Consider the following 13691-nt stretch of genomic DNA (forward strand, 5'->3'; position numbering starts at 1 on the left):
TTCCCGCCCCCGTATCGCCGAGACGTAGTGCTCGACGAAAAACGCATACAAGATCACCAGCGGCAGCGAGCCGACCAGGGCGCCGGCCATCAGCGAGCCCCATTTGTAGATGTCGCCGTCGACGAATTCGTTGACGATCGCCACCGGCACGGTCTTGTTCTGCGTCGATTGCAGGAAGGTCAGCGCGTAGATGAACTCGTTCCAGCACAGCGTGAAGCAGAAGATGAAGGCGGAGATCAGTCCGGGGATCGCAAGCGGAATGATGATCTTGATCAGGATCTGCCAGCGCGAGGCGCCGTCGATCAGCGCGCATTCTTCCAGCTCGAACGGGATGGTCTTGAAGTAGCCCATCAGGAGCCAGGTCGAGAACGGGATCAGCAGCGTCGGATAGACCAGGATCAGCGACAGCGGCGAGTCGAACAGGCCGTAGGCCTGGATCACCGAGGCCAGCGGGATGAACAGGATCGACGGCGGCACCAGATAGGCCAGAAAAATCAGACCGCCGACCGTGTCGGCGCCGCGGAAGCGCAGCCGCACGATCGCATAGGCCGCCAGCACCGAGGCCGCAATGGATAGCACCGTCGACGCCGCGGCGACGTACATCGTATTCCACAGCCAGCGCGGATACTGCGTTTCGAACAGCAGCTTCTCGATGTGCTTGAAGGTCGGGTGCACCACCCAGAACGGGTTGTAGTGCTCCATGTCGATGAGTTGCTCGTCGGGTTTGATGGCGGTCAGCCCCATCCAATAGAACGGGAACAGCAGGACGACGAGGATGACGAACAACGGCAGATAAAGCGTGACGAGTCGCTTCGGCAGCGACTCGAGATAGCTCATGCCTTCGCTGTCGTCGGTCTGCGCCAACGTCGCCGCTGCCTTGGTGGCGAGGCGCGGATCGGCTGCTGTGGTCTCAGTCATGGCGCGCCTCAATCATTGTCGGTTCCTTGCTGCCACTTGCGGCGCTGCATGCCGAACCAGGAAATCGCGATCGCGGCGAGCAGGAACGGGATCATCGCGGTGGCGATCGCCGCGCCCTCCCCGAGCCGGCCCGACAGGATGCCGCGCTGATAGCTCAGCGTCGCCATCAGGTGCGTGGCGTTGACCGGACCGCCGCGCGTCAAAGCCCAGATCAGCTGGAAGTCCGTGAAGGTGAACAGCACCGAAAACGTCATCACCACGGCGATGATCGGCGTCAGCAGCGGATAGGTGATGTAGCGGAAGCGCTGCCACGCCGTGGCACCATCCAGCGTCGCCGCTTCATACAGCGACGGCGACACCGTCTGCAGGCCGGCCAGCAGCGTGATGGCGACGAACGGCACGCCGCGCCAGATATTGGCGAAGATCACGCTGGCGCGCGCCCAATTGTCGTCGCCGAGAAAGTTGATGTTCTCGTGGATGACGCCGAGCTTGATCAGCGACCAGGAAATGATCGAAAACTGCGCGTCGTAGATCCACCAGAACGCGATCGCCGACAGTACGGTTGGTACGATGAACGGCACCAGCACCGCGGCACGAATGATCGCCTTGAACGGCATGTGCCGGTTCAGCAGCAGCGCCAGATAAAGGCCGACTGCGAATTTTATGGCGCTTGCGACCGTCGTGTACAGGATGGTGTTGAAGACCGACAGCCAGAAGATGCTGTCGCCCCAAAGCCATTCGTAGTTCTCGAGGCCGACGAAGATGCCGGCGCGGCCGATGCGCGCGTCGGTGAAACTCATCCACACGCCGAGGAACAACGGATAAGCCAGGAACAGGATCAGGAACGCCGCCGCCGGCAGCATGAACCACAGCGCAATGAAGTTGCGGCTGGTGCGCAGCCGTTGCCACGTTGAGGGGCCGCTGTGCGTCTGCCCCTGCATCTGGATGGTGGTCATGCATAGCTCCGTGCGGCTGTGTCAGGCCGCAGCCAAGGCGCGACACCTGTGCGTTCGTCATTCCGGGGCGCGCCGTCAGGCGCGAACCCGGAATCCATAACCACCGCCGGGAGTATGGATTCCGGGTTCGCGCTTCGCGCGCCCCGGAATGACAAAAGAAACGCTGTCACTCGTGTTCTGTCCAAAACGTGAGGCCGGCGCGGGCGCCGGCCCCTGGTCTCAACACCTCACGACCTGAAGATGCGCTTGGCCGCGCGTTCGGCGCTGCTCATCGCGGTCTTTACGTCTTCGCGGCCGGTGCAGTAGTTGGCGAACATGTCGACGACGACGAAGTCGGCGATCGCCGCGGCGGCGTTCTCGCCCATCTGGCCGACGCCGGCCGGCGACATCGCCGTCGCCGCGACGTCGCGATACGGCGTGTTCTTCGGATCGGCGGTCCACATCGGGTTCTTCTCGTAGTCCTTGAGGAACGGTGACAGATAGCCCTGCGCCGCCTCGACCCAGGGGTTGAACTGCTCCGGCTCCATCATGAAGGCGGTGAACGCCTTGCAGGTCTGCGGGAACTTGGTGAAGTTGAAGATCAGGATCGGGAAGCCGAGATGCAGCTCACGGCTCTTGCCGTCGGTGCCGACCGGCAGATGGGCGTGGTTCATGTCGTCGGCGATCTGTTGGTTCTCTTTCTTCGCCGTGACGTAGACCGAGATGCCGTTGACCGTGAGATAGAGCTGACCGGCGAGAAACGCCTTGTTGTTCGACGCGTCGTTCCAGGACGCGGTGCCGGGAATGAAGTTATCGTACAGGCCCTTGACGTATTCCAGCGACTTGGCGGTCTCCGGCGAGTTGATGACGACCTTGTTGTCCTTGTCGATCAGATTGCCGCCATGCGACCACAGGGCCCAGTACAGCCAGGTGTTGGCGTCGCCGGAGGCGTGGCCCATGGCCATGCCGGCGGGCGTCCCGTTCTTGTTGAGGCCCTTCACCAGATCGGCGAAGCCGCCGAGGTCCTTCGGGAATTCCTTGTGGCCGGCCTTCTCGGCGGCGGCGACGCGATAGTTGATCAGCGCGCCGGTGGCAGCGACCGGGATGCCGATCCACTTGCCGTTGTACATGCCGTAGGTTTTGCCCGAGTCGGTCCACCCCCCGCACTTCTTGGCGAGATAATCGGCAACGTCGCTGACGTCGGTGCACTTGCTCGGGAACAGGAACGGTAGCGAATACAGCCCCCACACCATGTCCAGCCCCTGCCCGGTGTTGGCGGCGACCGAGGCCTTGGGCTGAATGTCGTCGTAAGACTCGTTGGAGACGTTGATCGTGACGTTGTTGGCCTTCTGGAAGGCGTCGACGATCTTCATGAAGGCTGTGTCTTCGGCCTCCACGAAGCGCTTCCAGCGCAGCAGATTGATCTTGGCGCCGGCTTCCGGCTTCCACGGCGAGGCCTGCGCCCACGCCTTGGCGTAGCCGAGCAGTTGATCGGCGGACATCGTCGCCGCGGCGGCCAGCAGGGTGGCGCCGCCCTTGAGCAGCGTGCGGCGATCGAAAACGGGGTCGGTCATCTGTCTTCACTCCCTTCCTTGTCGCTTCCTCGGTCGCCTGTTTGTTCAGGCGTATTGGTTCGTTGATCGACCAATTCTTATTGTCTGTGGTTAGCTAAGCGCGCAGCCGCTGGCCGTTGTCCCGATCGAACAGATGCGCCACGTCGGGACGCGGCTGCAGATGAATGCGATCGCCCGGAGCGATCGGATGACGCTCGCGAAACACCGCGATCATTTCCTGATTGCCGACCCGCGCGACAATCTGGGTTTCCGAGCCGGTCGGCTCCACCACCGCGACTTCCGCCTCGATACCACTGTCGGCGAACGCCAGATGCTCGGGCCGGATGCCGTAGCTCACCGGCCGGCCGTTGCTTGCCGCCGGCGCATCGACCAACGGCAGCTTGGCGCCGTTCGCGGTCTCGACATAAGGCGCGCCGCCATTGACCTTGAGCGTGCCGTCTAGAAAATTCATCGCCGGCGAACCGATGAAGCCGGCGACGAATTTATTGTCGGGGCGATCGTAAAGCTCGAGCGGCGCGCCGATCTGCTCGACGATGCCGTCGTGCATCACCACGATCTTGTCGGCCATTGTCATGGCTTCGATCTGGTCGTGGGTGACGTAGACTGTCGTGGTCTTCAGCCGCTGATGCAGCTCCTTGATCTCGGTGCGCATCGCCACGCGTAGCTTGGCGTCGAGATTGGACAAAGGCTCGTCGAACAGGAATACCTGCGGGTCGCGAACGATCGCCCGCCCCATGGCGACGCGCTGACGCTGACCACCAGAAAGTTGGCGTGGAAACCGATCCAGCAGCTGGCGCAGATCGAGAATATCGGCGGCGCGGTTGACCTTGCTGTCGATGGCGTTCTGATCGGCGCCGCGCAGCTTCAGCGAGAAGCCCATGTTCTGGGCGACGGTCATGTGCGGGTAAAGCGCGTAGTTCTGGAACACCATGGCGATGTCGCGCTCTTTCGGCTGCACGTCGTTGACGACGCGCTCACCGATCGAAATGGTCCCGGAAGTAATTCGTTCGAGTCCCGCCAGCATCCGCAGCAGCGTGGACTTCCCGCATCCCGACGGACCGACCAGCACCACGAAGGCGCCGTCCTCGATCGGAACCGTCACACCGTGCAGGACCTCGAAGCCGCCGAATGATTTGCGTACGTCGCTGATCTGCACCGACGCCATCGAGCACCTCCCATCATGCCCAGCTCATTGCGGTCGTTGCCGCCGGCCGGGCTTTTGATTTGTCACGTGTCTTAGCAGAATTTTTCGCGCGTGTCGCGCCGACAAATTGAGCGCGGACAGATGCACACGCAATTGCGCGGCGCAAAGGGACATGCCAGCATGCGCCGCCGCGCGAAGCGGCATTGTCGAAGACGCTCAAGACGCCCGATCAAGGGCGTGTGCACTGCGGAAGAAGCGCTGGGAGATATGATGGACAAGCCGACAACCGGGGCCGCCCGGCGCCAATTGCGTTCTGCCCAATGGTTCAACGATCCGCACAATCCGGGAATGACCGCGCTCTATCTCGAGCGCTATCTGAACTACGGACTGACCCGCGCCGAATTGCAATCCGGCAAGCCGATCATCGGCATCGCCCAGACCGGCAGTGACCTGTCTCCTTGTAACCGTCATCATCTCGAATTGGCACATCGCGTCCGCGAAGGCATCCGTTCCGCCGGCGGCCTCGCAATGGAATTTCCGGTGCATCCGATCCAGGAAACCGGCAAACGGCCGACCGCTGCGCTCGATCGCAATCTCGCTTATCTCGGCCTGGTCGAAGTGCTGTTCGGCTATCCGCTCGACGGCGTGGTGCTCACCACCGGCTGCGACAAGACCACGCCGGCCTGCCTGATGGCGGCCGCGACGGTGAACATCCCGGCGATCGTGCTATCCGGCGGCCCGATGCTCAATGGCTGGCATAATGGCGAGCGCACCGGCTCGGGCACGGTGGTGTGGAAATCGCGCGAGCGGCTGGCTGCCGGCGAGATCGACTATGACGAATTCATGCAGATCGTCGCCTCTTCGGCGCCCTCGGTCGGCCATTGCAACACGATGGGCACCGCGTCGACGATGAACTCGCTGGCCGAAGCCCTCGGCATGTCGCTGCCGGGTTGCGCGGCTATTCCGGCGCCGTATCGCGAGCGCGGCCAGATCGCTTACGACACCGGCGTGCGCGCGGTGGAGATGGTCTGGGAGGATCTCAAGCCGTCCGACATTTTGACCCGCGAGGCGTTCGAGAACGCCATCGTGGTCAACTCCGCGATCGGCGGCTCCACGAACGCGCCGATCCATCTCAACGCGCTGGCCCGCCATATCGGTGTCGAGCTCTCGATCGACGACTGGGAGCGCGTTGGCCACAAGATTCCGCTGCTGGTCAATCTGCAGCCGGCCGGCGCTTACCTCGGCGAAGAGTATCACCGCGCCGGCGGTGTGCCGACGGTGACCCGCGAGCTGATGAAGCACGGCAAGATTCACGAAGGCGCGCTGACGGTGAATGGCAAGACCATGGGCGAGAACTGCGCCACCGCCGCTGTCCCCGACGGCGACGTCATCCACACCTACGAGACGCCGCTGGTGCACGACGCCGGTTTCCTGGTGCTACGCGGCAATCTGTTCGACTCCGCGATCATGAAAACAAGTGTGATCAGCCTGGAATTCCGCGAGCGCTACCTGTCGGATCCGAAGAGCCCGAACGCGTTCGAGGGACGCGCCATCGTGTTCGAGGGGCCGGAGGACTATCACCACCGCATCGACGACGAGTCGCTCGGCATCGACGAGCACTGCATCCTGTTCATTCGCGGTACCGGCCCGATCGGCTATCCGGGCGGCGCCGAGGTGGTGAACATGCAGCCGCCGGCAGCGCTGATCAAACGCGGCATCCACTCCCTGCCATGTATCGGCGATGGCCGCCAGTCCGGCACCTCCGGATCGCCCTCGATCCTGAACGCGACGCCGGAAGCCGCCGCTAATGGCGGATTGGCGTTGCTCAAGACCGGTGACCGCGTGCGCATCGACCTCAACAAGGGCAGCGCCGACATCCTGATCTCGGATGACGAACTGAAGCAGCGGCGCACGCAGCTCGAGGCTGCCGGCGGATTCGCATTCCCGAGGCACCAGACGCCGTGGCAGGAACTGTATCGCGCCACGGTCGGCCAACACGCTACCGGTGCCTGCCTCGAACTCGCCACCCGTTACCAGGATATCGCCGGCACGATCGGCGTGTCGCGGCATAATCATTAACCGGTTCGAGTGGAGTGCGGCACGTGCCCCACTAAGATCGTCATGCGCGGGCTCGACCCGTGCATCCATCACCAAACGAAGAACGATGGATGGCCGGGTCAAGCCCGGCCATGACGTCGTCAGGAGGAAGCAACATGACTGATCGCCTGAAAGGCAAGCACGCCTTCGTCACCGCCGCTGCGGCCGGCATCGGCCGTGCCAGCGCGATCGCTTTTGCGCGCGAAGGCGCGGAAGTGTTCGCGACCGACATCGATGAGGCCGGCCTCGCCGCGTTGGCGAAGGACGGCATCAGCAACACCGCCAAGCTCGACGTCCGTGACACCGCCGCGGTCGAAGCGATGGCCAAGCGGGTCGGCACCGTCGATATCCTGCTCAATGCCGCCGGCTTCGTGCATCACGGCACGGTGCTCGACTGCTCGGATGCCGACTGGGACTTCTCGTTCGACCTCAACGTCAAGTCGATGCATCGGACGATCCGCGCGTTCCTGCCCGGCATGCTGGAGCGTGGCGGCGGCTCGATCGTCAACATCTCCTCCGCCGCCGGTGTCTACAAAGCCGCACCGAACCGCTACGTCTACGGCGCCACCAAGGCCGCCGTCGCCGCGCTGACCCGCGCGGTCGCGGCCGACTTCATCACCAAGGGCATCCGCTGCAACGCGATCTGCCCGGGCACGATCGAGACGCCGTCGATGCTGGGCCGCGCCGCCGCGCTCGGCCCGCAGGGCCGCGACATGTTCGTGTCACGCCAGCCGATGGGCCGCCTCGGCACCGCGGAGGAAATCGCCGCCCTCGCCGTGTATCTCGCGAGCGACGAAAGCGCTTTCACCACCGGGGTCGCTCACATCATCGACGGCGGTTGGACATTGTAGTCATTTATGTCGCGCCGCTGCGCGATGGTCCTCATCCTGAGGAGGCTGCGTAGCAGCCGTCTCGAAGGATGAGCTGAGGGCAAGGCCGTGCCACCTCATGGTTCGAGACGGCGCTTCGCGCCTCCTCACCATGAGGACGAATTTCTGGGTTGAGATAGAGGGCAATACCCATGAACCACATCGATCTCAATAACCGCTGCGCCATTGTCACGGGCGGCGCGCAAGGCATTGGGCGCGCGATCGCCGAGCGCTTCGTCGCATCGGGCGCACGCGTGGCGCTGTGGGACTACGATCTTGCGACGGCGGAGAAAACCGCCAAGGAGATCGGCGATGCGGCCGTCGCGGTTCAGGTCGACGTCACCGATCCGGTGGCTGTCGACAAGGCGCGTGATGCGACGCTGGCGGCGTTTTCCAAGATCGACATCCTGGTCAACAATGCCGGCATCGCCGGCGTCAACAAGACGGTGTGGGAAACCGACTACGCGGAATGGCAGCGGGTGCTGAAGCTCAATCTCGACGGCCCGTTCATCTGCTGCAAGTCGATCGTGCCGGCGATGATCGCTCACAAATACGGCCGCATCGTCAACATCGCCTCGATCGCCGGCAAGGAAGGCAACCCCAACGCCGCGCACTATTCGGCCTCGAAGGCCGGCGTCATCGCACTGACCAAGTCGCTGGGCAAGGAGCTCGCCAGCTACGACATAGTCGCCAATGCCGTCACCCCCGCCGCCGCGCGGACCGCCATCTTCGACCAGATGACCCAGCAGCACATCGACTTCATGCTGTCGAAGATCCCGAAAGGCCGCTTCGTGCTGGTCGAAGAGGTCGCCGCGCTGGTGGCGTGGCTGGCCTCGGAAGATTGCGCGTTCTCGACCGGCGCCGTATTCGATATTTCGGGCGGGCGCGCGACGTACTAACCACTCGTTTCGCCATTCCGGGTTCGCGCCTTCGGCGCGCCCCGGAACGACGAACGTTGGCGGAGTGCAGAATAACGAATCCTAGTGAAGTACAATTGGGAGCGCGGTGCGCAGGCCGCCCTACCCCTTCCCCTTGGTCCGGAAGATCACCGGCAGGCTGAAGGTCAGGCCCTCATCGGCGATCAGCGGCGGCGGCGCGGGGACGGGGTCGGAACGCTTGATCATGTCGAGCGCGGCGGCGTCGAAGGCGGCGTCGCCGGAGCTTTCGACGATCTTGCTGGATATGACGTGACCCAGACGGTCGAGCTCGAAGCCGACCACGATGCGAACGTTCTTCTGATCCGACTGCTGCGGGTAGCGCTTGTGCTTGTCGAGATACGCGACCAGCTCCTTCTGCCAGGTCGCACGAATACGCGCGGCCGCCTTGCCGATGCCCTGCGCCGGCGCCACCGAACGTGGACCTTCCTTGGCGGTGTCGTTGCTCGGCATCGCGGTGGCTTCTGCCGCGACCGACTCGGTCGAAGCCTGCTGCTGCTGGACCGCCTTTTCCTTCTGCTCCTCGTCGACCTTCTTCGGCTCCTGGGTCGAGACGACACGGTCGGGCTCTTCGGTTTCCTGCGGCGTATCTTTTGGCAGATCGCTTTCTTTGACCTCGGCCTTCTGCTCGTTGAGCGCCGGCGACGCGGCCGATGCGTCGGTCTCGGGGCCCGGCGGCAGATCGGTGTCCTCCTGCTTGGGTGACATCATCTCCAGCCCGACCTCGATCGCGGGCGCACCCAAAGCATCGGGATCGGCATCGTCGGCCCGATGCGCGAGCGCCAGCGCCACACCGCCGGCATGCAGCGCAATCGCGCCGACTGCCGCGATGATCCAGATCCGCCGTGACGGCTTATGGGCGTGGTCGGGGTCCATCACATCGCCAATTATTGGGCGTCCGGCTTCGGCGCACCCGGCAAGGATTCCAGCGCCACGAGCTTGATCTTCTGAAAGCCGCCGGCGCGCAGCGTTTCCAGCACATCCATCAGTTCGCCATACGGCACGGCGCGATCGGCGCGCAGGAAGATGAAGCTGTCCTTGGTCAGGTTGGGCATCGTCTCGAGTGTCTTGATCAGGTCGACGCGCTTGACCTGGTTTTCGCCGATGGCGACCGCGAGGTCCGACTTGATACTCACATAGGTCGGCTTGTCGGGGCGCTTCTGCGGCGTCGCGCTCGACGTCGGCAGGCTGACCGGCAGATCGACCGTCGACAGCGGAGCAGCCACCATGAAGATGATCAGCAGAACCAGGATCACGTCGATGAACGGCGTGACGTTGATCTCGTGGGTCTCGTCGAAATCGTCGTCGAGATCGTCCGAACTACCGAGAGAGACGGCCATCGCCTACTCCGCCGCGCGCGAGCGATGCGCGCCACCATGGGCGCGGTCGAGATCGCGGGACAACAGACGGCCGGCGGCGCCGGAGGCGCGCGCCACCATTTCGAGATAGACTTTGATGTCACGCGAAAAGTGATTGTAGATGATCACGGCCGGGATGGCCGCGACAAGGCCGATCGCGGTGGCGAGCAGCGCCTCGGCGATGCCGGGCGCGACCACAGCAAGGTTGGTCGTCTGCGATTTCGAAATGCCGATGAAGCTGTTCATGATGCCCCACACCGTGCCGAACAGGCCGATGAACGGCGCCGTGGCGCCGATGGTGGCGAGGAAGCCCATGCCGCCGCGCATATGCCGCGCTTCGGCGCGGGTGATTTCGGAGAAGCTCGAAGTAGCGCGCTCCTTGATGCCATCGTCGCTGGAGAGTCCCGCAGACAACCGCGCCTCACGCATGGCCGCAGCGAGCAGCATCGACAGCACGCTTTCGCGATCGCCGAGTGCCAGTTGCGCTTCGGCGAGCGATCGCGACTCGGCGATCTGCTTGAGCGCGCGGCGGACGCGGAAACGGGCTCGGCCGATTTCGATCTTCTTGGCAATGAAGATGGTCCAGGTGATCACCGACGCGCAGGCGAGCCCGACCATGACGAATTTGACGACAATGTCGGCGTTGAGAAACATCGTCCACGGCGACAATTCGCTGAGGCCGGGTGCGACCGAAGCCGAGGTCCCGGCCGGCTGCAGCGCCTGCTGCGCGAGGGTCGGCGACGTGGTGAAAGCCAGCGCCGATACCATCGTGGCGACGCGGAAGATGCGGGAATGCAGTGCGTTCATACTTCGGCCCAGTAGCGGATGAGGTTGTGATAGATACCGGTCAATTTGACCGTTTCAGGGTCATCGCGACCCAGCCGCTCGACCAAGGCCTGAATGGCGTTGTCGAGATCGTAGATCATGCTGCGCGCCTGGGTGTCTCGTATCATGCTCTGCAACCAGAAGAAAGAAGCCACCCGGGCACCGCGCGTCACCGGCGTGACCATGTGCAGGCTGGTCGAGGGATACAGGACGGCGTCACCGGCCGGCAGCTTGACCTCGTGCGAGCCGTAGGTGTCCTCGATCACGAGGTCGCCGCCGTCATATTCGTCCGGTTCGGCCAGAAACAACGTGACCGACAGATCGGTCCGGATACGCATCCCGGTGAGGTGATCGCCGCGCACCGCGTTGTCGACGTGGATGCCGAAATGGTGATTGCCCGTCGCCGCGTAGCGATTGAACAACGGCGGGAAAATCTGCAACGGCACGGCCGCCGAGACGAATTTTGGATTGGAGGTCAGCGCCGATACGATCCGCCTGCCGAGCGCGCGCGCGAGTTCGCTGTCGGGTGGCAACTGTTCGTTGCGCTTGACCATCGCCGATTGCGCGCCGGCCGTGGAACGGCCGTCCTCCCAATCGGCGGCATCCATGAGGTGGCGGAATTCCGCCACCTCATGCTTGGAGAGAACTTCGGGCACGCAAACCAGCATTGCAGTTCCGATCGAGACAACGCGCGCTACAGCGATCCGCGCAGCGTCAGCCACACCGAGCGACCCGGTGCGATGAACACGAACGGCGAATTGGAGCGGTAGAACGCGTCGTAGTAAGTTGTGTTGAAGATGTTGTTGACCGACAGCTTCGCCGTCAGGTGCTTGTCGACCTTGAATTCGGCGAAGGCGTCGAACCGCCAGTGCTCCGGCAGCACGTTGCCGTTGATGGCCGCAAAGGTGCCGCCGTAGATCTTGGAGGCATACACGGCCTGACCACCCAGCTCCCACTGGTCGGTGATCTGATACTTGCTGAGCAGGTTGAATGACTGGTGAGCGATGTTGGCGAGTTGCGCGCCGACCGAATTCGGATCGATCGATTGCAGCACTTTGCTTTCCATCAGCACCAGACCGCCGAACACGCTCCAGCGCTGGGTGATCTTACCGGCGGCTTCGAGATCGATACCGCGGACGCGGTACACGCCGGTTGCCAGAATGGTGTTACCAACCGTTTCGCGGGCGTTGGACTTCTCGGTCTCGAACAGCGATGCAGTCAGGAGCAGATGACGATCGAACAGCTCCCACTTCGTGCCGACTTCCGACGCCTTGTTCTGTTCCGGCGCCAGCGCCTGGAATGTCGTGTTATTGACGACGAGGCCACCATAGGCCGTGCCCGACGCATCGAGCTCGGCGCCGACCGGGTTGGTCGAAGTGGCGTAAGCGGCGTACAGGCTGCCGAACGGCACAGGCTTGAAGACGCCGCCGACGTTGTAGTTCCACATCCCGGACTGAACGCTGGTGTTCGCCGCGGCGCTCTGACCGTTGATGTTGTAGTCGTCGTAGCGCAGGCCGCCGTTGAGGATGACGACATCGCGCCAATTCGCGGTCTCGATCACGTAGGCCGATTTGGTATCAACATTGATCCAGGTCGGGTTGTAGGCGCGCTGCGGCGTATTGGAGAAATCGAACAAATTAGGCGGCGCCAGCAGCGGCACCACCAACCGGCCGCCGGTTTGGAAGCCGGAGAGCTCGGAGGTGAGGCCCGCATAGGTGTCGCGCATTACCTGCTCTCGCGACACCTCGGCGCCGGTCACGAGCGTATGCTTGATCGGACCGGAGTCGAACTTGAAGGTCAGGTCGGTCTGGTTGGCCAGAACGTTGGTGACCTGATAGCGGCTCTGCGACGACAGATTGACCGTAGTGGCGGTCGGATTGCTCGGCAGCGTGCCGATGTAGTCGAGCACCGAACGCTCGGCGCGGGAGCGGTTCGACAGCGTGATGTCGGGCGTGATGGCGAACTCGCCGGTCACGGTGCCGAAATCCTGCTGCGCCTTCTGGAAGTCGCGATTGACGAAGCCGTAATAGGTGTCGCGCGGAACGTTGACGCTGGTCGAGGGCAGCCGCAGCGCGGTGTTGTAGGGCACGCCGAAGTCCGGCAGGCCGCTGAGATCGGTGTGGACGTAATTGGCGTTGATCTTGATGGCGTCGGTCGGCGTCCACTTCACGGCGCCGAGCGTGCCCCAGCGATCGTCGTTGACGTAGTTGCGGCCGGCGACGTTGGCCTGCTGATACAAACCATCGAAGCGCACCGCCAGCGTCGGGCTGATCTTCTGGTTGGTGTCGACGGTGAAGCGCTTGGTGGCGTCGGTGCCGAGGGTGGTCTCGGCATTGGTGAAGTTACCCTCGGTCGAGGCCTGCTTGGTGACGATGTTGATGGCGCCGCCGGCGGTGCCGCGGCCGGCCAAGGTCGAGGCCGGGCCGCGCAGGATTTCGACCTGCTCGGTGAAGAAATTCTCGCGGATCGACACCGCCGGATCGCGGATGCCGTCGATGAACACGTCGTTGCGGGCGTCGAAGCCGCGGATGAAGAACCGATCACCGAAGGCATTGCCGCCCTCACCCGTGCCGAGCGTCACGCCGGCGGTGGAACGGCCGATCTCCTTCAGCGAGGTCGCGTTCTTGTCCTCCAGCAGTTCTTTGGTCAGCACTGTGACGGTGCGCGGCGTGTTGAGCACCGGCTCGGTGAGCTTGGTGCCGGACAGCCGGTCGACCTTGTAGGGCGCGTCGGCGTCCGCGTAGGGGTTGCGATCAGCAGACAGCGTGCCGGCGTTGGGGAACGGAACCGGCGCCGCCGCCACCGGCTGCGTCCGGCGCGCCGCACGGCGCAGCGCCGTTCGGGCGCGAACCTGATCGGGCGTCGCCCGTGCGGCGGCCGGCTTCGGCCGCGCCACCGGGGCATCGACGGTGACGGGCGGCAAAGGCGCTTGCTGCGCTTTCGCGCTGCCGATGGACGCCACCGCGATCATGCCGGCGACCGCGGACACTTTGCGACGGTAACGGCTATCGAATTCGTCGTTTCACGTCCTGATCG

Annotated in this window: 12 protein-coding genes; 3 read left to right on the top strand and 9 right to left on the bottom strand. The window is 63.7% G+C overall.

Annotated elements, in window-relative coordinates:
- The 4 genes from I5M_RS11000 to I5M_RS11015 all read right to left on the bottom strand — a co-directional run.
- On the bottom strand, window positions 1–918 hold a 918-nt coding region (locus tag I5M_RS11000; RefSeq protein ID WP_022721451.1), incomplete at its 3' end, for a carbohydrate ABC transporter permease.
- Window positions 919–926: 8 nt separating this feature from the next.
- Window positions 927–1874, bottom strand: coding sequence for a carbohydrate ABC transporter permease (locus I5M_RS11005; RefSeq protein WP_022721452.1), 948 nt, complete (start codon window positions 1872–1874; stop codon window positions 927–929).
- Window positions 1875–2101: 227 nt separating this feature from the next.
- The gene (locus I5M_RS11010; protein ID WP_022721453.1) at window positions 2102–3427 is read right to left on the bottom strand and encodes an ABC transporter substrate-binding protein; all 1326 of its coding nucleotides are present in this window, start codon (window positions 3425–3427) and stop codon (window positions 2102–2104) included.
- A gap of 94 nt (window positions 3428–3521) precedes the next feature.
- Window positions 3522–4592 (bottom strand): ABC transporter ATP-binding protein, encoded by a 1071-nt coding sequence (locus I5M_RS11015; RefSeq protein WP_022721454.1) that lies wholly within the window; start codon window positions 4590–4592, stop codon window positions 3522–3524.
- A gap of 249 nt (window positions 4593–4841) precedes the next feature.
- Between I5M_RS11015 and I5M_RS11020 the strand changes: the two genes are divergently transcribed.
- The 3 genes from I5M_RS11020 (at window position 4842) to I5M_RS11030 (ending at window position 8436) form a co-directional block, all read left to right on the top strand.
- Window positions 4842–6650, top strand: a complete 1809-nt coding sequence (locus I5M_RS11020) for an IlvD/Edd family dehydratase (RefSeq protein WP_031336067.1) — start codon at window positions 4842–4844, stop codon at window positions 6648–6650.
- A gap of 134 nt (window positions 6651–6784) precedes the next feature.
- A complete protein-coding gene (locus I5M_RS11025; protein ID WP_022721456.1) occupies window positions 6785–7519 on the top strand; it encodes an SDR family oxidoreductase in 735 nt (244 codons plus the stop codon).
- 170 nt (window positions 7520–7689) lie between these two features.
- Window positions 7690–8436: an SDR family NAD(P)-dependent oxidoreductase gene (locus tag I5M_RS11030; protein WP_022721457.1), complete on the top strand. Its 747-nt coding sequence runs from the start codon at window positions 7690–7692 to the stop codon at window positions 8434–8436.
- Window positions 8437–8556: 120 nt separating this feature from the next.
- On the opposite strand, the gene I5M_RS11035 is transcribed toward I5M_RS11030, so the two are convergent.
- From I5M_RS11035 to I5M_RS11055, 5 genes are read right to left on the bottom strand one after another with little or no spacing between them, the layout of a single operon-like run.
- On the bottom strand, window positions 8557–9348 hold the full coding sequence (locus I5M_RS11035) for a TonB family protein (protein WP_022721458.1): 792 nt from the start codon (window positions 9346–9348) through the stop codon (window positions 8557–8559).
- Window positions 9349–9359: 11 nt separating this feature from the next.
- Window positions 9360–9812, bottom strand: coding sequence for a TonB system transport protein ExbD (gene exbD, locus I5M_RS11040; protein WP_022721459.1), 453 nt, complete (start codon window positions 9810–9812; stop codon window positions 9360–9362).
- 3 nt (window positions 9813–9815) lie between these two features.
- The gene (gene exbB / locus I5M_RS11045) at window positions 9816–10598 is read right to left on the bottom strand and encodes a tonB-system energizer ExbB (protein ID WP_376738676.1); all 783 of its coding nucleotides are present in this window, start codon (window positions 10596–10598) and stop codon (window positions 9816–9818) included.
- A 35-nt stretch (window positions 10599–10633) separates the two neighbouring features.
- The gene (locus I5M_RS11050; RefSeq protein WP_022721461.1) at window positions 10634–11323 is read right to left on the bottom strand and encodes a Fe2+-dependent dioxygenase; all 690 of its coding nucleotides are present in this window, start codon (window positions 11321–11323) and stop codon (window positions 10634–10636) included.
- A 26-nt stretch (window positions 11324–11349) separates the two neighbouring features.
- Window positions 11350–13626 (bottom strand): TonB-dependent siderophore receptor, encoded by a 2277-nt coding sequence (locus I5M_RS11055; RefSeq protein WP_244431972.1) that lies wholly within the window; start codon window positions 13624–13626, stop codon window positions 11350–11352.
- Window positions 13627–13691 lie beyond the last annotated feature (65 nt).

Source organism: Rhodopseudomonas sp. B29, assembly GCF_000333455.1.
GTDB lineage: Bacteria > Pseudomonadota > Alphaproteobacteria > Rhizobiales > Xanthobacteraceae > Rhodopseudomonas.

What these genes read in the sequence shown, in the direction of transcription:
- I5M_RS11005 (WP_022721452.1), bottom strand. Translation starts at nt 1,874, where the DNA reads ATGACCACCATCCAGATGCAGGGGCAGACGCACAGCGGCCCCTCAACG.
- I5M_RS11010 (WP_022721453.1), bottom strand. Translation starts at nt 3,427, where the DNA reads ATGACCGACCCCGTTTTCGATCGCCGCACGCTGCTCAAGGGCGGCGCC.
- I5M_RS11015 (WP_022721454.1), bottom strand. Translation starts at nt 4,592, where the DNA reads ATGGCGTCGGTGCAGATCAGCGACGTACGCAAATCATTCGGCGGCTTC.
- I5M_RS11020 (WP_031336067.1), top strand. Translation starts at nt 4,842, where the DNA reads ATGGACAAGCCGACAACCGGGGCCGCCCGGCGCCAATTGCGTTCTGCC.
- I5M_RS11025 (WP_022721456.1), top strand. Translation starts at nt 6,785, where the DNA reads ATGACTGATCGCCTGAAAGGCAAGCACGCCTTCGTCACCGCCGCTGCG.
- I5M_RS11030 (WP_022721457.1), top strand. Translation starts at nt 7,690, where the DNA reads ATGAACCACATCGATCTCAATAACCGCTGCGCCATTGTCACGGGCGGC.
- I5M_RS11035 (WP_022721458.1), bottom strand. Translation starts at nt 9,348, where the DNA reads ATGGACCCCGACCACGCCCATAAGCCGTCACGGCGGATCTGGATCATC.
- exbD (WP_022721459.1), bottom strand. Translation starts at nt 9,812, where the DNA reads ATGGCCGTCTCTCTCGGTAGTTCGGACGATCTCGACGACGATTTCGAC.
- exbB (WP_376738676.1), bottom strand. Translation starts at nt 10,598, where the DNA reads ATGGTATCGGCGCTGGCTTTCACCACGTCGCCGACCCTCGCGCAGCAG.
- I5M_RS11050 (WP_022721461.1), bottom strand. Translation starts at nt 11,323, where the DNA reads ATGCTGGTTTGCGTGCCCGAAGTTCTCTCCAAGCATGAGGTGGCGGAA.
- I5M_RS11055 (WP_244431972.1), bottom strand. Translation starts at nt 13,626, where the DNA reads ATGATCGCGGTGGCGTCCATCGGCAGCGCGAAAGCGCAGCAAGCGCCT.